The sequence below is a fragment of the Acetobacterium carbinolicum genome, assembly GCF_047456275.1.
In the GTDB taxonomy this organism is placed as follows: domain Bacteria; phylum Bacillota; class Clostridia; order Eubacteriales; family Eubacteriaceae; genus Acetobacterium; species Acetobacterium carbinolicum.
Window position 1 is genome coordinate 1,524,110 of record NZ_CP173357.1, and the last position, 23,769, is coordinate 1,547,878.

20 protein-coding genes and 1 pseudogene are annotated in these 23,769 nt (G+C 38.3%); 16 read left to right on the top strand and 5 right to left on the bottom strand.

Going from position 1 to position 23,769, the window contains the following annotated elements:
* Positions 1 to 136: 136 nt before the first annotated feature.
* The 3 genes from ACIZ62_RS07065 to ACIZ62_RS07075 form a co-directional block, all read right to left on the bottom strand.
* The gene (locus tag ACIZ62_RS07065; RefSeq protein WP_414151577.1) at positions 137 to 517 is read right to left on the bottom strand and encodes a hypothetical protein; all 381 of its coding nucleotides are present in this window, start codon (positions 515 to 517) and stop codon (positions 137 to 139) included.
* Positions 518 to 1,128: 611 nt separating this feature from the next.
* On the bottom strand, positions 1,129 to 2,220 hold the full coding sequence (locus ACIZ62_RS07070; RefSeq protein ID WP_414151578.1) for a helix-turn-helix transcriptional regulator: 1,092 nt from the start codon (positions 2,218 to 2,220) through the stop codon (positions 1,129 to 1,131).
* Between the two features lie 24 nt (positions 2,221 to 2,244).
* On the bottom strand, positions 2,245 to 3,483 hold the full coding sequence (locus tag ACIZ62_RS07075) for a PocR ligand-binding domain-containing protein (RefSeq protein ID WP_414151579.1): 1,239 nt from the start codon (positions 3,481 to 3,483) through the stop codon (positions 2,245 to 2,247).
* A gap of 308 nt (positions 3,484 to 3,791) precedes the next feature.
* Here ACIZ62_RS07075 and ACIZ62_RS07080 point away from each other — a divergent pair, with 308 nt between their 5' ends.
* The 12 genes and pseudogenes from ACIZ62_RS07080 to ACIZ62_RS07135 all read left to right on the top strand — a co-directional run bounded on the left by ACIZ62_RS07080 (position 3,792) and on the right by ACIZ62_RS07135 (position 16,094).
* Positions 3,792 to 4,412 (top strand): BMC domain-containing protein, encoded by a 621-nt coding sequence (locus ACIZ62_RS07080; protein ID WP_414151580.1) that lies wholly within the window; start codon positions 3,792 to 3,794, stop codon positions 4,410 to 4,412.
* A 2-nt stretch (positions 4,413 to 4,414) separates the two neighbouring features.
* Positions 4,415 to 5,623 (top strand): butyrate kinase, encoded by a 1,209-nt coding sequence (buk, locus tag ACIZ62_RS07085; protein WP_414151581.1) that lies wholly within the window; start codon positions 4,415 to 4,417, stop codon positions 5,621 to 5,623.
* Positions 5,624 to 5,634: 11 nt separating this feature from the next.
* The gene (locus tag ACIZ62_RS07090) at positions 5,635 to 6,603 is read left to right on the top strand and encodes a glycyl-radical enzyme activating protein (RefSeq protein ID WP_414151582.1); all 969 of its coding nucleotides are present in this window, start codon (positions 5,635 to 5,637) and stop codon (positions 6,601 to 6,603) included.
* A gap of 12 nt (positions 6,604 to 6,615) precedes the next feature.
* A complete protein-coding gene (gene pduL / locus ACIZ62_RS07095) occupies positions 6,616 to 7,296 on the top strand; it encodes a phosphate propanoyltransferase (protein ID WP_414151583.1) in 681 nt (226 codons plus the stop codon).
* Between the two features lie 19 nt (positions 7,297 to 7,315).
* Positions 7,316 to 8,482 carry a methionine adenosyltransferase gene (gene metK / locus ACIZ62_RS07100; RefSeq protein ID WP_414151584.1) on the top strand — a complete coding sequence of 389 codons (1,167 nt, stop codon included), beginning with the start codon at positions 7,316 to 7,318 and terminating at the stop codon, positions 8,480 to 8,482.
* Positions 8,483 to 8,660: 178 nt separating this feature from the next.
* A complete protein-coding gene (locus ACIZ62_RS07105) occupies positions 8,661 to 11,297 on the top strand; it encodes a pyruvate formate lyase family protein (RefSeq protein ID WP_414151585.1) in 2,637 nt (878 codons plus the stop codon).
* Between the two features lie 87 nt (positions 11,298 to 11,384).
* Entirely contained in the window at positions 11,385 to 11,663 is a 279-nt protein-coding gene (gene pduA, locus ACIZ62_RS07110) for a propanediol utilization microcompartment protein PduA (RefSeq protein WP_414151586.1), read from the top strand.
* A gap of 27 nt (positions 11,664 to 11,690) precedes the next feature.
* The gene (gene pduB / locus ACIZ62_RS07115) at positions 11,691 to 12,476 is read left to right on the top strand and encodes a propanediol utilization microcompartment protein PduB (protein ID WP_414151587.1); all 786 of its coding nucleotides are present in this window, start codon (positions 11,691 to 11,693) and stop codon (positions 12,474 to 12,476) included.
* Positions 12,477 to 12,647: 171 nt separating this feature from the next.
* Positions 12,648 to 14,108, top strand: a complete 1,461-nt coding sequence (locus ACIZ62_RS07120; RefSeq protein WP_414151588.1) for an aldehyde dehydrogenase family protein — start codon at positions 12,648 to 12,650, stop codon at positions 14,106 to 14,108.
* 36 nt (positions 14,109 to 14,144) lie between these two features.
* Positions 14,145 to 14,435 (top strand): annotated as a pseudogene (locus ACIZ62_RS07125) (BMC domain-containing protein).
* 130 nt (positions 14,436 to 14,565) lie between these two features.
* Positions 14,566 to 15,513, top strand: a complete 948-nt coding sequence (locus ACIZ62_RS07130) for a DUF3089 domain-containing protein (RefSeq protein WP_414151589.1) — start codon at positions 14,566 to 14,568, stop codon at positions 15,511 to 15,513.
* A 188-nt stretch (positions 15,514 to 15,701) separates the two neighbouring features.
* Positions 15,702 to 16,094: a hypothetical protein gene (locus tag ACIZ62_RS07135; RefSeq protein ID WP_414151590.1), complete on the top strand. Its 393-nt coding sequence runs from the start codon at positions 15,702 to 15,704 to the stop codon at positions 16,092 to 16,094.
* Positions 16,095 to 16,223: 129 nt separating this feature from the next.
* On the opposite strand, the gene ACIZ62_RS07140 is transcribed toward ACIZ62_RS07135, so the two are convergent.
* The gene (locus ACIZ62_RS07140; RefSeq protein ID WP_414151591.1) at positions 16,224 to 16,958 is read right to left on the bottom strand and encodes a MerR family transcriptional regulator; all 735 of its coding nucleotides are present in this window, start codon (positions 16,956 to 16,958) and stop codon (positions 16,224 to 16,226) included.
* A gap of 233 nt (positions 16,959 to 17,191) precedes the next feature.
* Between ACIZ62_RS07140 and ACIZ62_RS07145 the strand changes: the two genes are divergently transcribed.
* The 3 genes from ACIZ62_RS07145 (at position 17,192) to ACIZ62_RS07155 (ending at position 22,200) form a co-directional block, all read left to right on the top strand.
* On the top strand, positions 17,192 to 18,478 hold the full coding sequence (locus ACIZ62_RS07145) for a 3-isopropylmalate dehydratase large subunit (RefSeq protein WP_414151592.1): 1,287 nt from the start codon (positions 17,192 to 17,194) through the stop codon (positions 18,476 to 18,478).
* A 14-nt stretch (positions 18,479 to 18,492) separates the two neighbouring features.
* Positions 18,493 to 19,014, top strand: coding sequence for a 3-isopropylmalate dehydratase small subunit (locus ACIZ62_RS07150; RefSeq protein ID WP_111887351.1), 522 nt, complete (start codon positions 18,493 to 18,495; stop codon positions 19,012 to 19,014).
* A 198-nt stretch (positions 19,015 to 19,212) separates the two neighbouring features.
* Complete coding sequence (locus tag ACIZ62_RS07155) at positions 19,213 to 22,200, top strand: ATP-binding protein (protein WP_414151593.1); 2,988 nt, start codon at positions 19,213 to 19,215, stop codon at positions 22,198 to 22,200.
* A 178-nt stretch (positions 22,201 to 22,378) separates the two neighbouring features.
* Here ACIZ62_RS07155 and ACIZ62_RS07160 read toward each other — a convergent pair whose 3' ends face one another.
* Positions 22,379 to 22,756, bottom strand: a complete 378-nt coding sequence (locus ACIZ62_RS07160) for a helix-turn-helix domain-containing protein (protein ID WP_111887349.1) — start codon at positions 22,754 to 22,756, stop codon at positions 22,379 to 22,381.
* 237 nt (positions 22,757 to 22,993) lie between these two features.
* Between ACIZ62_RS07160 and ACIZ62_RS07165 the strand changes: the two genes are divergently transcribed.
* Positions 22,994 to 23,755, top strand: a complete 762-nt coding sequence (locus ACIZ62_RS07165) for an HD-GYP domain-containing protein (RefSeq protein WP_111887348.1) — start codon at positions 22,994 to 22,996, stop codon at positions 23,753 to 23,755.
* Positions 23,756 to 23,769: the final 14 nt, after the last annotated feature.

Genomic DNA, 23,769 nt, shown 5'->3' on the forward strand with positions numbered 1-23,769 from the left:
TCTTAAAAGATAACCAATTAAAGCCTCCCATTATTACAAAATGGGGGGCTTTTACGTGGAATATTGAGTGAATTGTTGATACTTCTACTTAATGCAACAAGAAAGAGAAGGCTTTAAATAGTGATCTAAGAAAAAGCTATAAATAGTGATCGTAACTGGAAAATGATTCTTTAATTTTACCATCGCCAAAGTCATTCATGGCCAGGTTGTAGTTAAAAAGAGATAGTTGCTCAAATGCAGAGAGTTTATGTTTACTGGCCTTGAGGCATTCATGACATTGAGCGTCATTGGTTTCGGGAATCAAAATATCCCCGGTTCGTTTGACCGTATCAAAATCAATAGTTGTCAGTTTACAGTGACTTTCAATATCGACTTCTGTCCAGAGGCTTTTTAAGAATTTCATGCAGGTTTTTTGCGGTTGTTCAAAGAGTTGCTTAATCTGTGAGTGATTAAGATTAATCACTTTTTTTTCAAGTTCAGATAGAGAAAATAAGTTGTTTGAAATTAACTGATTCATTTGTAGTCTCCTTTATTTTTTATATCCGCCAAATCGGTTTGGCTATTATTTTAGATTTTCATTTCCGGCAAAGTTCAGGTGACTGACGAAAGGACTAATTATTTATATTGGGGTCAATCGTCTCTCATTGATAGGGAATCGATTGAATAAATTAATAATAACAGATGAATGTGAATTTTATGTTAACAGATGCTTACGATTTTATGAAGATTTCGTGGTAGTTGTTAAATCCGGATAGAATTTCTTTAGCATAGTCGTAGTAGTGCTGGGTGATGATGAATCTGAAGAAAGCTATGGCAAATTTTCCACCGGATGAATAGAAATCACATCAGGCATTATCAGCTGGTTCAGGTCGCGTCATGGAAATGAAACGAGTGCTCTAGGCTGCTTATGAAAGTAGTCGACACCACGATGAAGAAGGAAACGCTTCAAAAAGCAACTTTAAAGCTAGAATCTTTATTTTTTAAGAAACAGCTCTAAAATTATTATTAAGCTATTATGATTTTAATGAAACTAATTGATCATCTAATTATCTTGCCATGGGAGAATATTATAATTATTCAGGTCATCATATTAGGTTTGAATTATATTAATTCTGTTGTAGTGATCATTTAGGATGGATTACTAGACTTATCGTCGATTTGCCTTTGGATTTTACGGTAGCTATTAGGTGTCATCCCTAGTTTTTGCTTAAATAACCTTCGAAAAGAATTTGGCTCATTATAGCCACAGATACAAGCGATGCTCTCAATGGTGTCATTGGTTGTGGTTAATAATACTTTAGCTTTATCCAGTCGGTAAAGATTTACATAATCGATGTATTTAATCCCTTCGATTTTTCGAAATATGCGACTTAAATAAGAAGGGCTCATAAACATTTCAACGGCAATGTTTTCCAACGAAATTTGTTTCTCTTCATTAATATACTGACTAATGAGTTTTTTTGCTTTGATGACGAGTTCTCTGGAAAGATCGTGTTGATCTTTATTGATAGTACAATTACAGTCTTTTGCAAAATTATATAGTAAACTTTTTATTTCATTTTTTGTTTTGACTTTAGTGATATCCAACATAAAGTTATTATAAATAATGATGATTGTTTCATTAATCTTGTCAACATATGTTTCGACGAGATAATAATAAAATTCAGTGCTGAATTTTTGGCATTTATTTACAACTCGAGAAAAATGATAGTCATCTTTGTTTAAGTAAGCTTCCCATATCTCATCAAAAACTATTTCCAGCTCAGTACAGGTGCAATTCAGACATCTCAAAAAAATATTTTTGTAAGAAATATCATGGGAAGCATCGTTGATTAAGTATTCTTTTTTTTCGATACTGTTATTAATGTTTTCTACTATTCTTGTGATTCTTTTTCGATCAATAGGAGCAGACAAAAAAGAATAAGCTCCGAAATCCATTGCCGATTGAAGTAATTCAAACTGTTCAGAAAGTGAAAAACAAATGAGGAAATTCAATGGGTCAATCTCTTTGATTATTTTAATAATATCAATATATATAGTGTTATCGATTGGTTTGATTTCAAGGAATACCAGTTCCGGTTTTTTTTCTTTTATTATAGCCAGTCCTGAGTTAGAAGTAAAAGCTTGACCATTATATTGAATGCCGGAATGGTATTTAAATAAATGATTGAACATATCCCCATCCAAAGGATTTGAACTGATGACAAAATAATTGATCATATGCGTAGCTCCTTTTAGTATGAATTATTCAAGGTTTAAGGGCAAAGAGATAAGAATCTTCCCATAATTATCTTCAGTTTCTGCAATCGTGATATCATATGATTCATTGTAGAATGCAGAAAGCATATGTAAGAGATTGTTAAGTGTTAAACAAGTTGTTCGGGAGAACAGTGAACTTAAAATATTGCGATTTTTCGTTTCTTTTATATTGACAATAGGAAGTTTCACATGATTGCAAGACAACTCCAGAATCATTTTGGAATCCATCTCAATGGCTGAGATCGTGATTATGCTGGAAATATTCAGTTTATCAATGTTTATAAAAAAAAGATGTTCGACAATGGATTGGATCAATGTGATTGGAATATTTTTTTTTGCACATTCCTGGTTAATTTGTTCTTCAATGGAAACTTTAAAACTCCTTGATAGATTTTTAATATTAATATAATTTTGGATATAGTCAATTTCTTCTTCAAGAGGAACTAAAGATTCCTTGCGATAAAGCGTCCGCCTTAATAGAGAAGAGATAGAAAAAATGATATCAGCTGTTTCAGTTGCTTCTTCAATAATTGCTTGTTGATAAATAGAATTGAAACTTTCAATTAGAAAAGTTATTGGTAATTGGTTTTCAAGAAGGTTAAACTTCAATTTAGCCACATTTGCTTTTGTCTCTGCAATCTCCTTTTTTTCTTCCAATAATTTGATTTTCTGTTCTTTATATCGTTCATTCAAAATGTTTTGGTATCCCATTACAGATATAAGTTGAGCAATAATTTTCAGCAGTTTTGTATAAGCAGTAATTTCTTTTAGTGAGAGGGCTAGAAGTTTTTCTTGATATATATCTGTATAGTGAAAAGTGTCAATATTTTTAAATATGTCAGGCAAAAAATCAAATATTTTCGGTACTTTTTCTAAATCCTCATCTATTATAAGAACTTGACCAGTCATAATTTGTCCAACACAAGTTTCTTCTACGAAAATGGGGACTGCACAGTCAATCAATCCGCAGGGACACTGATAAATATACGGTTCCCGAGTAATGGATGCCGTTAATCCAGCATAGGCGTCTGATTGAATGCAGAGTTTCTCAAGTTCTGGAACACTCCTGATCAATTCACAAACTGGTAAAAATTTATGGCTGGTAATCGTACGCCCTTGAAAGTCAACAATGGATGAAGCCATGCCGGTAGCTTCATAGTATTGTTGCAAGAGGTCTTCCAGGATTTCTACGGAAACCAAATCAGTTAAATGAATGACATGCATGCTGAGCTCCTCTCTTATTGCGCTGTAAAGGTTTACAGTTGATAATAATAATATCTTTTCAATTACATTTTATCACATTTTCAATATAACCTTATCAATTTGTGTTGTCAATTCATAATGATTAATCTGTCAAAAATTGATTGGTTATTTGTAAGAAAAGATAGAAATCTATTTGAATATTGATTTTCGTAAGACAATAAATGAATAATAGTGGACAATAATGATAACTACGGGTTGTTTAAAAAGAGAGTATTATTAATGTGATCAATAGAGTTTAGTTGTAATTATGAATAAAGTGAGGTGAAAACATGGAGAAAGGTGAAGCAGTGGCCATCGTAGAATGTAACGGATTGCCAACAGCAATTGCTTTTCTGGATACGGCGCTAAAATCTGCTAATGTAAAATTGTTAGGAATGGAATTGGCAAAAGGAGAAGGGATGGTTGATGTCAAATTAATTGGAGCTGTAAGTGCCGTGAATGCTGCAATTGATGCTGGAATAATTATTGCAGATACGATTGGTGGGATCATTGGAAAAATAATTATTCCACGCCCTCATGACAATATTAGTTGTTTGCTGGAAAATGAGTTTGTCATGCATAACTTGATGAGTCAAGAAATCGGTGGATCTGGTGTTCAGTCAACACTTTTGAGTGATAATCAGAAAATCGAGAATGACATAGCTGTAAACGATTATTGTAAACATGATTCGATAGTTATTGAAAAATTAGGTATAGGGCTTAAACCCAATGATAAAGAAATCCATATCATTGAAACAATATGCAATGAAACTAAACTAGATGCCAATGATCGTGATGTTTTAGTGACGCTGGAAAAAGAATATTCATGTAATTTGTGTAAAGATCCAGACTGCACCAGAATTAAAGGCAGACCCCATATAGAGTGTCTTCACTACAACGAGAAAAGGTAATAATGATGGATCAGGAATTGATTATAAGTATTGTAAACGAAGTTCTGCGTCACTTGGCATTAAAAAATGAAGGAACGTTGATTACAGCATTAGCTGAAAATTATGTACAGGAAAAAGGGAGGGATGGAAATAAGATGAAAAAAATTCTTGTTTTGAATTTTGGTTCAACATCTTCGAAAATTTCAATTTTTCAAGATGAAGTTGAAATTAATAAGACATCGATTGCACACGATACAGCAACGCTAAATCAATTTAAAAGTGTTATTGATCAACGAGATTTCCGAAAAAAAGCCGTTTTAGAATGGCTGGAAAGTATTAATGAATCAATAATGTCTTTTAATGCCATTGCCCCCAGAGGTGGAAATGTCCATCCGATTGCTAGCGGAACCTATCAGGTCAATCAGGATATGGTTGATGATTTAGAAAGCGGTCAATATGGCGTTCATGCCAGTGCCTTAGCCAGTATCATCGGTTATGAATTATTTAAAACATATGGGATTCCCGCTTATACAACGGATCCGATTGTTGTTGACGAAAAAATACCTGAAGCGCGTCTTTCTGGGAATAGAATTTTAAAGAGAATCTCTAATATGCATGTTCTTAATCATAAAGCGACGGCGCGGATTGCCGCTTCGCAAATTGGTAAGCCCTATGAGGAATGTAATTTTGTTGTCGCCCATATGGGCGGCGGTATTACGATCGGTGCTCATTATAACGGGAAAATTATTGATGCAAATAATGGCTTTGACAGTGATGGGCCATTTTCGCCTGAGCGTTCCGGTAGTCTGCCGGTTGGGGATCTGGTTCGTTTATGTTTTTCCGGCCAATATGATCAATTACAAATTCTTCGCATGATTAATGGGGAGGGAGGTATGAAGTCATATTTGGGTGAAGTAGATGTGCGAGTAATTGAGGATAGAATTGATAGAGAGGACGCAGAAGCAATTTTAGCATACAATGCAATGGCTTATCAAGTTGCCAAGGAGATTGGTGCTTATTCAGTTGTCAGTCAAGAAAAACTTGATGCAATTGTGTTAACCGGCGGGTTAGCTTATTCTGAAAAATTTACTTCTAAAATTATTAATTATATAAGTTTTTTAGGACCAGTATTGATATTCCCAGGTGAGAATGAAGCATTAGCGTTAGCAAAAGGTGCCTTGCGTGTTCTTAATAAGGAAATAAATACACAGATTTATATGAAAGAATACTAGGAGGACTCGTTATGGCAAATAATAGAATCGGAAAGATTATCAACATTCAACGCTTCACCATTCATGATGGGCCCGGAATTCGAACGGAAATTTTTCTGAAAGGTTGTCCATTGCATTGTATTTGGTGTAGTAATCCGGAAAGTAGGCACCCATATTCTGAGGTTGGCGTGAATCGCGATAGCTGCATTGGAAACGAACTATGTGGTAAATGTCGCGACGTATGTATACAGGGGGCCTTGATGTTTTCTGGTGATAAAATTGCAGGAATTGATCGTGAAAAATGCACGAATTGTTTTGCTTGTGCAAAAGTTTGTGTTAACGATACATTGAAAATCTTCGGGACTGATCTAACCGTTGATCAACTAATGAAAATTATCCGGGCCGATCGAAAATATTATGATCAATCGGGTGGTGGTGTCACATTTTCAGGCGGAGATCCTCTGATACAATGGGAATTTGTTCGTGACGTTTTAGCACAATGTAAAAGACTTAATATCAATACATGTGTGGAATCAGAGCTTTTCTGTAAGCGTGAGATTTTGGATGAAATTATCCCATACACAGATTTATTTATTTCAGATATCAAGCATATGGACAGCGGGCAGCATCGCCAAATTACCAATGTCGGGAATGAAATTATTTTGGGAAACCTACAGCATCTTGTCAGTAAGAATATGCCGCTTGTTTTACGAATCCCGATCGTTACCGGCTATAATGACAGTGAAGAAAACATTCGAAAAACAGGAGAATTTATTCAAAATGAACTACATAACAGAATTATCCAGTTACAGTTGTTGCCATTCAGACCGTTAGGAGAAGATAAATATGAGTCCCTTGGCATTTCATATCCCATGACAGGAACCCCGAGTAACCGGGATCTTTATACCGATCAGCTGACAAGAATTGCCGAAGAATTACAGAAATATGGTGTACCGGCTGTGCCGGGAGCCATGAAATTATCAGAAAAAATGCGAGTATAGGAGGATTACAGGATGGCAACAGATATTGAAAATCCAGATATTAAAAAAGTTATTCATGAAATGGTAACAAACATATTACAGGACAATCAAAATAATGAATTTTCCAGAAATATTAATGATGATTTACTGAGAATACCGGTTGGTGTTTCAAATCGTCATGTGCATTTATGTCGGAAAGATATGGATGTGCTATTTGGTGAAGGTAGTGAATTGACAGAATATCGAGAATTAACACAAAAAGGTTTCTTTGCAGCGAAGGAGACCGTTACCGTGGTTGGTCCGAAAGGCGCGATAAACAAGGTGCGGTTGTTAGGCCCTTTGCGAAACGATACGCAAATTGAAGTTTTGGCATCCGATCGATTTGTACTTGGAATTGAGCCACCGGTCAGAGAATCAGGGTCACCGACAGTGGCACCGACGATGACCATTGTTGGTCCGAAAGGTACCATAATCAATAGCATGGGCGGGATGATTGCATGGCGACATATCCATATGAACGCGTATGAATCCAAACTTCTTGGTTTTAAAGATGGCGATTATGTAAAAGTGAAGACCCAGGGAGAACGGGAAATTGTTTTTCCAAATGTTAAGATAAGAATCGGTGAAGCATTTCGCACCGAACTGCATTTGGATTCTGATGAGGCAAATGCAGCAAGTATTAAAAATGGTGAATTTGTGGAAATTATTGTATAAAAAGGCAAAGGATATAAAGATGAAAAATTATTTTTCTTCTGAATCGGTAACGGAAGGTCATCCTGATAAAATGTGTGATTTGATATCCGATGCGATCTTGGATGCAATGATAGAAAAAGATTCAAATGCAAGAGTAGCATGTGAAACGACTGCTTCACCAGGTTTGATTCATGTGATGGGTGAGATAACCGTTAATGGTTATGTTGATATTGAAAAAATTGTCAGAAACACAGTCAGAGAAATAGGATATGTCAGCAAGACAGATGGTTTTGATGCAGATACCTGCGCAGTCTTACTCTCTATTAATTCTCAATCATCTGATATAGCTCAGGGAGTCAATTATTCTTTAGAATCAAAAAATGGTTTTACTTTAGAAAAATCTGATCTAGGAGCTGGCGATCAGGGAATGATGTTTGGCTATGCATGTGATGAAACAGCCGAATTTATGCCGATGGCCATTGTATTGGCACATAAACTGTCGCACCAGTTGGCTGTGGTCAGAAAAAACAATACCATCAATTATCTTTGTCCTGATGGTAAGTCCCAAGTAACTATTGAATATGACGATAATAAGCCGATACGCGTCGATACCGTTGTGATCGCGGCTCAACACCATTCAGGTATCAGTCAGGGACGGATTAAACGAGATATCATTAATAATGTAATAAAGCCTAAAATTCCAGAGTATTTACTGGATGAACGAACAAAGTTCCTGGTAAATACCACCGGTCGATTTGTTGTGGGTGGACCGACAGGCGATACGGGTTTGACGGGACGAAAAATCATCGTGGATACTTATGGTGGGTACGCCAGACATGGTGGCGGTGCATTTTCGGGGAAGGATCCGACAAAAGTGGACCGGACAGCCAGCTATACGATGCGTTATCTTGCCAAAAACATTGTGGCATCCGGCGCAGCAAAAAAATGTGAGATTCAGGTGGCTTACGCCATCGGGGTTTCAAAACCTGTTTCAATTTGTATTAATACCTATGGTACCGGGAAGTGGTCGGAACCGGAATTAAGTGAGATTATCAGAGAGAATATTGATTTGCGGCCAACAGCGTTAATTGATCGTTTTAATATGAAACGGCCAATTTACAAACAAATAGCGGCATACGGCCATTTTGGTCGAAATGATTTGGAGCTTCCCTGGGAGAAGTTAGATAGTGTTCATTTGTTTAAGTAAGTGGTCTTGTCAGGCTATTACAATCAGGAGGTGTTAAAAAAATGATTGGTTGTTCGCTTTAGCTCATAACAAAAGATGAGTTGGTCTGAACAATTTTGGTACTCGATTGTAATCGGTTAAAACAGTATGATGTGATTGAATTCAATACACAGTCTTTAAAATTTTAGGAGGTTTTATTATGGAAATGTCGAAACAACAAGTTCAGGCATTAGTGGAACAGGTTATGTGCCAAATGGCAAAAAGTCCTCGTACAGACAGCAGTGTTGCAAATAGTCAATTTAATGAAGTATTGGGCGAAGGTGGCTGTGAACCATTCGATAAAGAATATGGAATGATGAATTTTGGTGATCCTACTAAAACAAGTCCAAGTCCATATGATCGAACAAACCGGATTCTTCATCGTGTTTGTGGAATCACAGAGGCTGCTGATGCCGAAAGAGCCATGCTCTATACCGAAGCGCATAAGAAGTTTGGGGGAAATGGTGGTTCGCAAATTATTACCAATGCTAAAATTCTCAATTATATCCTCGATAACATCACAATTAACGTTTACCCGGATGAATTAATTGTTGGTGAAATGGGTGCTCCAGCCCGTTGTTCCCCATTTTTTCCGGAGTTTTCATTTGATTGGATCGTCGATGAGTTAAATAATTCACCTTGGTACAATCGAAAAACAGACATATTTGCGTGTTCAGATGAAACAAAAGTAGATTTACTAAGCATTGCTGATTACTGGGAAGGTAAAAATCTTAAAGATCATGTCGTCAATAATTATCTGACTCAGGAAGAAATTAAAGGATCATCTTTAGGCGGTCGTCCGGTATACATGCCTAACCTATATGTTTACGGAGGAGTAGGTCACACCTGTCTGGATTATGAAACCTTATTAAATGAAGGTTACAGTGGATTAAAAAGAATGATCATCGAACAGATGGAAGCGATAGAAGATTTTACGACTCCAGCCAATCTTAAGAAAAGAGAATTCTATACGGCTGCACTTATAAGCTTAGAAGCGGGATCCAAATTCTTTAGAAGATACGCTGCCTGTGCAAGAGAAAAAGCTGCTGCCGAAACAAATCCTGAAGAAAAGAAAATTTTGCAGCAGATTGCTGAAAACTGCGACTGGGTTTCAGAGAATAAGCCAAAAGGATATTGGGATGCCCTTCAACTATATCACTTGGCATCCAATATTACCTTGATAGAAAGCAATGGTCATTCAATTACCTATGCTGGTTTTGACCAGGTCTTATATCCTTTCTATGAAAAAGATATGAAAGAAGGTAAAATCACAAAATCTTTTGTTGCTCAATGCATGGAAAGTTTCTATATTAAAATTCATGAACTTCGTAAATTACGTGATGAAGAAACAGCGACATTAAACAGTGAAGTTGGAATTGGTGGTCCTTGTCTTGTAGTTGGTGGGCAGAAAGCAGATGGCTCAGATGCAACCAATGACCTTACCTATTTAGCGATTGAAGCCCATAATCATACCTGTTTACCAGATCCCTGGTTTGCTTGTCAATGGAATGATGCAGCACCTTGGGAAATAAAAGTTAAGATGGTTGAAGCAATTAAAATTGGGACTGGTCAGCCAAAATTATTTAATATTGACGGCATTATTCCAGCTGAATTGGCTAAAGGGATTTCATTAGAAGAAGCAAGAACCTGTACAATGGTCGGTTGTGTTGAGCTTGATGTACCCGGTAAAGAATACGGTGCTCATGATTTATGTTACTTCAGTTTGCCAAAAGTAATGGAATTAGCATTAAATGGTGGACAGTGTATCGATTGTAACCCTAATTGTCCTCGCTTTAGCATATGTAACGGAGTAGGCAAAACATTAGGACCAAATACTGGCAGTTTAGCAACCGCAAAAAATATAGATGAATTAAAAGAATCTTATCGGCAACAAATGAAGTACTGGTGTGACCGTATGATTAGCTGTATGAACCGTGTTGAAGAGGCACATAAAGATCTGAAACCAATACCGTTTTTATCAGGTATGAATAAGTGTGCAATTGAAAATGGCATGGATTTAACAGCTGGTGGCGCAAAATATAATTTTTCAGGACCTCAAGGGGTTGGACCAGCTACCGTTGGCGACTCTTTAATCAATATCCAGAAAATAGTATTCGAAGATAAAAAAATCACTGGGGAACAATTCCTGGATTGTCTGAGAAAAGATTGGAAAGGTTATGAAGAAATTTATCAACTTGCTAATAGTGACCGGATAGCACATTTCGGTAATGATGATGATGACGCAGATGCCTATGCTGTTTTTGCAAGTGAATGTTACTTTGAATTTATTAATGGTCGTGAAAATGTTAGAAGCGGAAAATATGCAGCCGGTTTATACAGTGTCTCAGCCAATGTTGGTATTGGCATGATTCAAGGGGCGACGCCTGATGGAAGAAAAGCTTATGAAGCAGTTTCAAATTGTATCGGCGCTGTAAATACAGAAGCTGGTAACCATGATATTAATGGTCCAACGGCGATGTGTAATTCGGCAGCCAAGTATGACCATCAAAAAGCTGGGAACGGCACATTACTAAATATTCGATTTACACCAAATAGTGTTTCAGGTAAAGAGGGAACAAAGAATTTAATTGAGTTTATCCATTCATATTTTCATCAATATCCACAACATATTCAGTTCAATATTCAAAATACAGAAACACTTAAGGATGCTCAATTACATCCAGAAAATTACAAAGGATTGCTCGTCCGGGTTGCCGGATATAGTGCTTACTTTACAAGATTGAGTAAAGCACTTCAGGATGATTTAATTCACCGTAACGCATTCGATGAAATCTAAAAGTTAATTTAAAAAGTATACGGTGGTGTGACGCTAATTCGTGCTTATACCACCAATACTGTTTTATTTTTGGAAAGGTTGATAACTATGACAAATGAAGCGCTAGGTATGATTGAAACAAAAGGCTTGGTTTCAGTAATTGAAGCAGCGGACGCGATGGTAAAATCAGCAAACGTATCATTGATGGGTTACGAAAAAATTGGTTCCGGATTAGTAACCGTTATGGTTCGTGGTGATGTTGGTGCGGTTAAAGCTGCGGTTGATGCAGGTGCTGCAGCAGCAGATAAAGTTGGACAAGTTGTTTCAGTCCATGTGATCCCAAGACCACATGGTGATGTTGAGAAAATTTTGCCGAACCTGGAATAATTAAAATAAATACGGAGGTGTAAATTGATGAAAGATGATTTAGCGAATAAATTGATGGAAGAAGTAATGAAGAAAATGAATGATGTTAAGGAAACAGGCACGGTTGCTGCGGCTACTGGTACTTGTGGATTGACGGAATTTATTGGAACAGCAGTTGGGAATACGATTGGTTTTGTAATTGCAAATGTGGATAAAGGCTTACATGAAGCGATGAAAATTGATCCTAAATACAGATCGATTGGTATTCTTTCTGCTCGAACAGGTGCTGGTCCCCATATTTTTGCTGCTGATGAAGCTGTAAAAGCGACTAATTGCGAGGTTGTTTCTTGTGAAATGGCAAGAGATACGGAAGGCGGTGCAGGGCATGGTTCTTTAATTATTTTTGGCGCAGAAGATGTTTCTGATGCTAAGCGAGCGGTTGAAGTTGCATTAAATGATTTAAACAGAACCTTTGGAGACGTATATGGTAATGCTTCAGGTCATTTGGAATTCCAATATACAGCTCGAGCAAGTTTTGCATGTAATATGACCCTTGGTGCACCGATAGGAAAAGCCTTTGGTCTCATTTGTGGAGCTCCAGCAGGTATTGGTGTTCTAATGTCAGATGCAGCTTTAAAAGCAGCTAATATAGATCTTATTGGTTATGCTTCACCTGATAATGGTGGAACAAAATATTCGAATGAGTCAATGATTTTCGTTTCTGGAGATGCCGGTGCAGTACGTCAAGCTATTTATGCGGCTAGAGAAGTTGGTAAACAAGCCCTTGAAGCTCTTGGAGGTCCTTGCGCATCGGTTACAACTCCTTATATTTAGTGAAAAACATATGGAGCTTAGCAGGTTATTTTGTTAAGTAGGGTAGCGTTTTAAAGCGCGGGAAAAAGTTCGGCTTATAATAAGAAATCGGGAGAGAAAATCTGAACAAGTTGGCAAATTTTATATTTTACAATCATAAATAGAAAGTGCAGAAAGTTTTGAGGTATAACAATGTTTTCATCTAAAAATAATGACAATGAGCATGTTAGAAGTATCATCGATGATTTATTGAATCAATATAATAATGAATTATCACTCAATTCTATAGTATGTTCGGGATATCAGCAGAATGAAGAAGTAAAGGAAAAAGATTCATTTTTATTTGATGAAGTGGATGATGCTGTTGGAGCGGCAGTGAAGGCTCAACAGGAATTAGTAAAATGTTCATTGGCCAATCGTGCTGAGATAATTGGTGCGATTCGTGAAAAGATCAGAGTAAATATTCCCATGTTAGTTCGCATGGAACTTGATGAAACGGGTTATGGCCGTTATGAAGATAAGGTTGCTAAACATCTGCTCACAATTAATAAAACGCCTGGGGTGGAGGATATTAAACCGGAAGTATACACAGGAGACGATGGTCTGACGTTAATTGAAAAGAGAGCCTATGGCGTTGCTTGTTGCGTTTTGCCATCAACGGCACCATCATGTACACCGATTCATAATGGTATTTGTATGGTTGCTGCTGGGAATAGTGTTGTTTTTAGTCCACATCCAGGCGGGAAAAATACCACTTATGCTGTATTGGAATTGATGAATGAAGCGGTCCGGGAAGCTGGTGGCCCTCCAAATATTTTTGTTTCGACCAAGGAAGCAACGATTGATAAAGCAAATGAAATGATGCAACATCCTAAAATTGATCTACTAGTTGCTACTGGTGGACCTGGGGTTGTTAAGGCTATTTTATCGTCAGGGAAAAAGGCCATTGGAGCTGGACCAGGTAATCCACCGGTGCTTGTTGATGAAACTGCGGATATTCCCAAAGCGGCAATGGATATTATTGCCGGTAACAGCTTTGAGAACTGCATACAGTGTAATGGCGAAAAAGAGTGTCTGGTCATTGATAGCATTGCAGACTTATTAATTGGTGAAATGCAAAAGAATGGTGCATATCTGATAAAGGATATGACAATGATTGATAAATTGACTGATTTAGTTACGACGGATAAGGGAGGTGTCAATCGGAAGTATATTGGTAAAGACGCCAAGATCATTCTAAAGGATATCGGTATTACAGTTGGTGATGAGATCAGAACGATTATTTACGAAGTTCCTACAGATCATATTACTGTTATGGAAGAATATCTGATGCCATTATTACCCATTGTCAGGGTTAAAAACGTTGATGAGGGGATTGAAAAAGCGGTTTACATCGAAGGCCGCAGAAGACATAGTGCGGTACTGCATTCACGGGATGTTCATACGATTACCGAATATGCGAAAGCAATCCAAACAACAATTCTTGTCAAAAATGGGCCATCATTTGCTGGAGTTGGTTATGGCGGAGAAGGATACGCGACCATGACGATTGCCGGGCCAACTGGAGAAGGTCTGACGCGGCCCAAATCATTTACACGGGAGACTCGATGCGCTTTAATCAAAGAATTTAATGTCAGAAGTGGTGCGAGATAGTTACTTTAAAATTATCTGTTTCAAAAGGATAAAAATATGCGTTATGAAGCATTGGAAATGATTGAAACACGTGGTTTGATAGCTTCGATTGTAGCGGCTGACACAATGACAAAACTGCAAATGTTACAGTAATCGGGATGGAAAAATCGGATCAGGATTAGTGCGATAATGGTCAGAAGTGACCTTGTTGCAGTTAAATTTACTGTTGATGTAGGCTTTTTTGGTACTGATAAGGTTGGAGAAGTTGTGTCGCGATACGTTATCTCCCGGCCGCATTCAGATGTAGAAAAAATTTTGTCGGTAGTATCTGGTGATAAAGTGGAATAAAAATTAATCAAGACAAGTATCAATTGGACTGTTACAAATCATCTGAATTTTAGATATGTGACAGTCCTTAAACTCCTTAACATAACTATGTCAGAGAGTTTAAGGAGATGTTTGCAGAGGGAGGAAATGAATGGTTTGCCAATATACAACCGATTATCAAGATCGTAACAATTGGATGTTTTGTACATTCGATCCAAGCCTGCAAGTTGACATATTTTATGTGTATCCAACGGCTTATTATAATAACCCGGGCGAACCGGCAATCTGCCCAGTTACCCATAGTGCGATGCGTCAAAGAGCCCGGGAAAATGTCATCAATAAAGGCTCGGTATTTAAGACTGTCGGGAATTATTTTGTACCCTATTACAGACAAATGAGTCTTGAATATCTGGTAGACCAGAAAAAAAATAATGTCAGGAAGTTCATAGCTGGACCAGTGACCGATGTGATTCAGGCTTTCACCTATTATATGGAAAATTTTAATAGCGGACGTCCCTTTATTTTGGCAGGTCATTCACAAGGATCTCTTCTGATTTCTATTCTTCTGGCAACTTCTTTCAAACAACATTCAGAATATCGCCAATCGATGGTCGCTGCCTATATCATTGGTTATGGTATAACCCAACAGTATCTGGAAAATAATCCTCATCTTCGTTTTGCTCGTGGGGAGACTGATTATGGAGTTATCATTTCATATAATACTGAAGCTCCCGATATTACTGTCGAAAACATCACTGTCCCGCGAGGGAGTATTGCAATAAACCCAGTTTCATGGAAACGCGATGAAACCGTAGCTTCATCCCGCTTAAGTTTAGGTTCCCGGATAGTTATAAAAAATAAAACCGGTCAGTTAATTGATGTAGTTGACAGACCACAGTATGCTGATGCCCGAATTGATGTAAATCGCGGTGTGATCATTTGCAGTACGGCAAACCCTGAAGATTTTCAGATCATTGGCGGCGAAAAGTACTTTCCGCTGGGAATTTTACATAATGGAGATTATTCGCTTTATTATTATGATTTAAGAAAAAATGCTCAAAAAAGAGTTTGCGCTTTTCTGGCAAGTCAATCCAAATAAGCAATGCTGATTTAGATAAATTAATTATTTGTTTCTATAATTAATGGAAACAAACCCCAATATAAATTGTTGCCATAAATAGAGACTACCCTCTTCAGGTATTAAAAGACATTGGTTGTAGCTTTGTTGAAATTTGCATAACTTATCAGTGTGTTTTTTCTTTCTTATGTGATATGAAAGGAGACGTTATGGAAAAAAAAGAAAAAGTCGTTTTAAATCAGTGTTATAAGAGTTTAAGTAAATTTTGCTCGGATTCTCAAACAAATAATATCTACATGGATTATTTGACAAACCTTGATACCTTTAAAAAAAAGTACTTGCTGAGTATGTTTAATAATAGAAATTTTAATATCCTTATGATATTGATGGCATTGTACCAATCACTTTTACAAAACAAAATTTCCTGGAAAATATCGGAAAAAGTGATTCTAAATATGCTGGAAAATTATTTTAATTTATACCCTCAGAAGAATAGAGTGTTTAATAAAAAATTCTATTTTGATATTTTAGAAAAGAATAATTGTATTGTTATTGCTCCTACTTTAGATAGTCAATTATTTGTTGCCAATAAGTATCGTTGAGGATGCGAAACAATTAGTTAAAGCGATTAATTAAAACAAAAAAGAACCATTAAGGGCATATTTGGTAGATCAGTCCATAATAGTTCTTTATTATTAGTTTATTAATGTGAAAAAGGGGTCTAATCCCTATTAATCGGTGTAAATTCCAATGGCATCGCTCATAAACTGGGCCAAGCCCTCAGCATGGGTGTCAATGTTTTTCTTGAACCGGTCGTCATGAATGTACATCAGCCCCAGTCCGGATAGAATTTCTTTAGTACAGTCGTAGTAGTGCCGGGAGATGTGGGCCTGCCACTGGGCGACCAGATCCTGAACCGCCGGGTCTGAGGATTTCCTGTCTATATTTGCGACAAAACCGGCATAAATGGCTTCTGCTTCGTTGTGGATTGCTTCCCAGTTTTCAGGGGTATAGTTTTTGGTTCTTTTCTGACTTTGGCTGTAGGCGTCAGTTTTGCCCCAACGCTGTTTAACCTCGGTTTCATATTGCTTCTTGTTCGCGTCAATTTCGGTCATATCAAATGGTTTGAAATTCATGGTTTTTGCTCCTTCTAATTTTTGCTCCAGCAAGGCAATCAGTTTGTCCAGACGGCGTCGTTTAAGCATCAGCAGGTGGCGCTGTTTTTTAAAAGCATCCATTTCATCATAATCGGGATTGGCCAGAATTCCTTTGATTTCTTGAATTGAAAAATCCAGCTCCCGTAAGAACAGGATATTCTGGAGCTGCGATAAATTGGTTGCGTCGTAGTATCGATACTTATTTTGTGTGATCTCACTGGGAATCAGAATTCCCTCACGATGGTAGTAGTGAAGGGTGCGCACACTGACTCCGGTAAGCGTTGCCACTTCCTTAACCGTCATTTTCATTTTCGTCTCCTTGCTGAATGTTTTCGGTTTGGCTTTGCCTTACCTGATTCTATCATAAGCTATGACCTTAGGTTAGAGTCAAGCGATAAATTAAAAAAGATTTCATTTTAATTCGAATTTTTCAACGATCAAGATTGATTTTTTTCTGGTTTATTGATCTATTTACAGCTTTGTGTCATAATAGATAGTATTCATATTGAAATTAAGAAAGCTTTCATAAGAAGGAGATTAAAATGGGTAAGACAATAGCAGAAAAAATATTTGATGCACATCGGGTAGAGGAGCCGTTTCCAGATACACATGTATTAAAACTGGATCGGGTTTTCTGTCACGAAATCACTACTCCAATTGCCATCACCGATCTCATGGCTCGAGGGATGGATCGGGTTTTTGACCCCACCAAGATCAAGGCCGTCATTGATCATGTAACCCCAGCCAAAGATTCAAAAACCGCGGCACAGGGAAAGATCCTTAGGGACTGGGCCAGACGACATGAGATTAAAGACTTTTTCGATATCGGCAAAAATGGCGTTTGTCATGCGATTTTCCCGGAAAAGGGATTTGTCCGGCCAGGTTATACGATCATCATGGGAGACTCCCATACCTGTACCCATGGAGCCTTTGGGGCCTTTGCTGCCGGGATTGGTACGACTGATCTGGAAGTTGGGATCTTAAAAGGAGTCTGTGCCTTCCATTTTCCTAAAACCATTAAAATTGTCCTCACTGGTACATTAAAACCCGGCGTTTACGCCAAGGATCTGATCCTTTTTATCATCAAAGAACTGACTGTTAACGGCGCTACTAATATGGTCATTGAATTTACTGGTCCAGTGGTAGATGCGATGTCGATGGAATCACGAATGACCCTTTGCAATATGGCCATCGAAGCTGGTGGCACCTGCGGGATCTGCTATCCGGATATGACGACAGTCGATTATCTCTGGGATTTCATTCAGGACGAATTTGCCTCCAAAGCAGACGCCCTGGCTGATTATTCCAAATGGGTTTCCGATGTTGATGCCGAGTACGAACGGGTGCTGGAATACAATGTTTCGGAACTGCAACCGATGGTTACCGTTGGTTTCAAGCCCGATCAGGTCAAAACTGTGGCTGAGGTGTCCGGCACCAAAGTCGATCAGATCTATATCGGCAGTTGCACCAATGGCCGGATTGAAGATCTGCGCATCGCTGCTGAGGTTCTAAGAGGCAAAAAAATCAGCGATAACGTCCGTGCCATTGTCAGTCCGGCTACTCCAGCTATTTATTCGATGGCCTTAAAAGAAGGCATCATCGAAATTTTCCAGGATGCCGGTTTCTGTGTTACCAATCCCACCTGTGGTGCTTGTCTGGGCATGAGCAACGGGGTGCTGGCTGAAGGTGAAGTCTGTGCTTCCACCACCAACCGTAATTTCAACGGCCGAATGGGTAAGGGCGGGATGGTTCATTTGATGAGCCCAGCATCCGCGGCGGCGGCAGCCATTGCCGGAACGATTGTAAATTCTTTATTATTCAAGGCTTAGAAAGGGGGAACGACATGAAGACATTTAAAGGAAACGTATTATTTTTAGATCGCAGCGATATTAACACCGATGAGATTATCCCGGCCAAATACCTGACTGAAATTACCAAAGAGGCTCTAAAACCGAATCTGTTAGAGGATCTGGTGCTGCCAGGCTTTGCCCGGGCTGACACCCAGGATAAGGCAGTGATTGTGACCCGCGAAAACTTTGGTTGTGGTTCGTCGCGCGAACATGCACCCTGGGCCCTGGAAGTCAATGGCATCAACGTGGTGATTGCCGAAAGCTTTGCCCGAATATTTAGGCAGAATATGTACAACTGCGGGATGTTCGCTATTGAACTGCCAAAGGAAACCATCGACAATTTGTTTTTAAACTATGCCGGCAAAGAAGTGACCATGGCAGTCGATGTAGATAGTAACCAGATTGTCATTCAAGCTGATGGTAAATCCGAAACCATTGATTTCAAGGTTGGCGAATTTGACAAAACCCTGGTTAAAGAAGGCGGCTGGGTTGGCTATGCTGATAAGAATTATTAAACTCACCTGACACGCGATTATGTGATTTTACTAAGGACTGCAAAGGATAATCTTTTGCAGTCTTTTTATTTATAGCGGAAATTGCGAAAAGAAAATGCTGTCGTCTGCTTGAAAGGTCATTTCATACTATCACATAGTGAATTATGGTGATATAATAAAAGAAAAAGTAGCGATCATTGCAGAATAGGGGGAAGAAAGATGCAAGAAAAATATAAAAAAATATTTATCAGTCTGATCATCATTTATGCCGTGGTCTATCTGCTGACCTTTCCGCTGGGGAACCATGCTCTGGTGATACTGCTAAAGCCTGGGGCGGCCCTTTTTGCCTGGTTATCGATGCGTTTTTTTGCACCGCTGATTGAAGTAAACCAATCAGTGAAAAAAATTGTTTCTTATGGTTTTTTAGCCTGGTTCTTAGCTGATGTCTTTGCCATGATGGGGGAAATGGTTGTTTTCATGGGAAACTATCAACAAATCGCTTTGTTTAGCCTTGAAGTCGTATTTTTTGCCATCAGTCGTATTTTGATTCTAGCCACCATTGCCGGACTTTATGGTTTTGTGACAAAGAAAACCAGCCAATTTCAGGTCATCGCCGATTTAATGACGGTCGTTGTCTGTATGGGAATTAGCTTCTGGTTGATATTTTTTAAACCCGAGCCTGGTCTACCTTGGTCGCTGATGATTTCTGGAGATCTGGCGACGATTTTCTCTTTTTTTTATTTAGGACTCAGCCTTTTTGTTCAGGGATTTTTGCTTTTAAACTGGCTTTATTTTAAAGAACGGGCCATTACCATTGGTCATAAAATAAGCCTGATTGGTTTTGCCATTGTTAGTTGGACAGATTTAATCAGTGCCATCTATTCCAATATGATTTATCAGGGTGATTTAATCGAACTGGCCTATCAGATAGGTGTGCTTATGATTGCCATTGGGGGCGTTTATTTTGATCATAATTCGGTCACCCAATTGACCGCCAGAAAAGAAAAAAAGAAAACGGCTACCTGGAAGAATGGTCTCTACTTTCTGGTATATCCGCTATTTGCCTGGTATATTATTGGTTTTGATATTGACATTTTAATTTATTTTTTAGCGATCGCCTTCTATATGGTCAGCTGCTTATACACCCGACAGATTGAAATGACCAAAATTGTACTAGAAAAGGAAATTGCCAGTAATAAAAAATTGAAAGACCAGCATTATTTTACAAACCAGTTACTAGATGCTATGCCCGGTGGTATATTCTATGTATCCCGGGATGATCAGCTGCTGGGAGTCAACAACAAGCTTTCCCGCCACTATGGCCCAGAAGTCGAAGATTATTTAAACCGAGATTTTTCAGAATTTCCCCATATGTCTAAAGCTGACTATCGGGAGTACTGTAAAATGAAGGAAGAAGCACTGTCAACCAGAAAGCCTTCTGTGCGCCAGTCGTCAGTTTTAAGTAGCGGTGGACGAGAGGTGTCGTTATTTAGTCTCAACGTCTATTATCTGGCAGACGGCTCGGTGGGTGGTTTTCTCGGCGTTTTTACGGATATCTCTGAGATCAAAGAAAAAGAAAGAGAACTCAAAGTAGCACTTAAAAATGCCAATGCCGCCATTGAGGCCAAATCGTTATTTCTGGCCAACATGAGTCACGAAATCAGAACCCCGATGAACGCGATTTTAGGGATGTCCCACCTGGTCAAACAGACTGATCTTGATGTTAAGCAGGAAGATTATATCAACAAAATTCACAGTGCGGCCACCTCGTTATTGGGGATTATTAACGACATTTTGGATTTTTCTAAAATTGAATCCGGCAAGTTGGAAATGGAAATCATTGATTTTAATCTAAAAAAGGTAATTAATGATACCATCTTGTTATTTACTGAAAAAATATCCGAAAGGAAAATTGAGCTCTTAATTAATTTGCCGCCACATTTACCACAGTGGTTTCGAGGTGACCCACTGCGATTAGGTCAAGTGCTCACTAATTTAGTGGGAAATGCTGTGAAGTTTACCAGCTCTGGAGAGATTGAAGTAGCAATCAGTCAAGAAGAACACCGGGGAAATATGCAGCAACTTAAGTTTTCTGTCCGCGATACGGGGATTGGGATTGCTCAGAAAAATCTGGAGCAATTGTTTGAGCCCTTCACCCAAAATGATAATTCCACCACCCGTCACTACGGTGGTACAGGCTTGGGTTTAAGCATCAGCCGTAATCTGATTGAAATGATGGGTGGTAAGCTTTGGGCAGAAAGTGATCTGGGGGTTGGTAGCACCTTTAGTTTTACGATCTGGCTGACGAAATCGGTACAACAAGTTAGTGGAAGAGAAACCGCATCGAATCGGGACAAAAAAAAATCGGTATGTCTTGCTGGGCTTAAGATTCTAGTAGCAGAAGATAATCCTGTGAATCGTCAGATTGCCGAAGAATTTCTGAAACAGGAAGGCGCTCTGGTGGACTCTGTAGAAAATGGGGAAGTAGCCTTAAATCGGATTATAGATGCCAATTACAAGGATTACTACGATCTCATCCTAATGGATATTCAGATGCCAGTGATGGATGGGTTCGAGGCAACCCGTAAAATCAGGGTTCTTAATGCGAACATTCCCATTTTGGCTATGACTGCTCGAACCATGTCTTCTGAACGCGATGAATGTCTAAAAAGTGGCATGAACGACCATATTTCAAAACCCATTGATCCCCAGGCATTGTGTCATGTCATTTTGAAATATGTCAAACCGAAATCAAAAGATGGGGTGTCAGATGCCGCAATAGAAGCGAGTGAGCCACCAGTGACGAAGGAAGAAAAATCTGACGCAATCAGAGCTGAAGCAACTAAGATTTTAGAAATCAACTGGGAAATGCTCACAAACCGATTGGGGGATAACCAGGATCTGATTTTAACCTTGCTGACGGTGTTTGCCGAAATCCATTCGGGTATGGCTGATGAGATGGAAACGGCCCTGGAAACACGAAATGAAGCGCTTCTCAAACAAAAGCTACATACCAATAGGGGCGTCTTGGGCAATATCGATGCGACTAATCTTTATCAGCAGGTTTGCAAAATGGAAGCAGAGCTATTTAAATCGGGAATGAATGCCATCTTACAACAGGATCTTATCACGTTTAAAGCGGACTTTAACCATTTTTATGCAGCCATTCTGAACTTTCTTGACACCCAGTCGCAAGCGACCAGATAAATTCAAAACAGCTGCTTTTTTTGTCGTGCAGTTTATGCGCGTTATTTTTCACCCCCTTTCTTCATATTCTTTCCTCTTATCAATAAAAGCAAAAGATTTAAAATGATTAAATCATCGTTCATAAACGGAGCGATCAAGTTCGCAAATTATTTAATTTTTGGCAATAGATAGAGTCTACCTATCCCGTTTCTTCGCCATCATTCATGTCAATCAAACCATCGACATAGCCTTCAAGTTTTGTGATGATTTTATCTTGCAATGTTTCATCTTTTATTTTGTTAAAGATCTCAAGCAATTTCTTTTCTTTTTCTGTCAGAGTAGCTGAGATATTCATAAACCTTTTTTTCGAATTAAAAGAATCACTTGATCTTCCGTAAAGATAGTCTAAAGAGACTTCAAAAAAATCAGCGATTTTGTTGATCGTTACGCTGTCTGGTTCACGCTTATTAATTTCATATAGTGAAAGTGACGATCTTGAAATTGACAATCGAAGCGACAATTCAGCTTGAGTTAAATTTTTATCTTTTCTAAGTTTCTTTAGTCTTGTGCCAATCATTTTTTCACCTCTCTGATGCCATTATATCGGTTCGTTTAGTTGCAAACAATGCGTGCATCATAATGTAGCATAATTATACAGAATACCATTGACTTGCTACGTAAAGTAGCATTATAATTGTAATATGATGCACATTGGGTAATGTTTATTGAGAAAAAATAATTGTATGAGGGAAAAGCAAGAAGTATGCTGCGTATAACACTCTAATGTATCGAACTGTCTTGCTGTGGAGAAGATATGAATTGCGAACGTTCAGGAAGAAATGAATTTGATGATCATCAAAAATTAGTCAAGAAAATTGTTCATCTTACCGATTGTTTAAATACGAGTAATATTAAGGCAGCAATGAGCATTCTTGATCAATTAATCCCAATTTGTATGGAGCTTGATTTTAACAGACTAAGGTTACCAGAAATTAAACTGACAGACCGAAAATTATACCGTGAATTAAAACATGCCAAACGTGTTAGCATACATGCCCGTGAATTGGCAAAATCGTTGGCTTGTACGCAAGAGGCGATTAAGGATATCGAAATCGGTGGTTTTGTACACGATGTTGGGAAATTAATAATCGATGAGCTTGTTCTTTACAAAAAGGATCGTTTAAGTCCTCAAGAATGGAAGACGATTCAAGGACATGCATTATCAGGCGGAAAATTACTATCTTTTTCAAAGCAGTTTGCACGTTTTATTCCAATCGCAGAGCAGCACCATGAACGATGGGATGGAAGTGGTTATCCAAAAGGGATAAAAGGGTCGAAAATCCATTATTCAGCCCGATTGATTTCCATTGTTGATGCATTCGATGCCATGACTTGTAATCGTTCTTATCACAAATGTATCCCGCCGCTTCTCGCAATTGAAGAAATAGCCCGTTGTTCAGCCACCCAGTTTGATCCATATATGGCAGAAGTATTCATTAGTCAAATTTCAACGCATCAGAGTTACAATGAAGCATTTTTAGAGAAGCCTAGAATCTATAAACAATCAGATGGGTAAGTCGAGGTATTAAG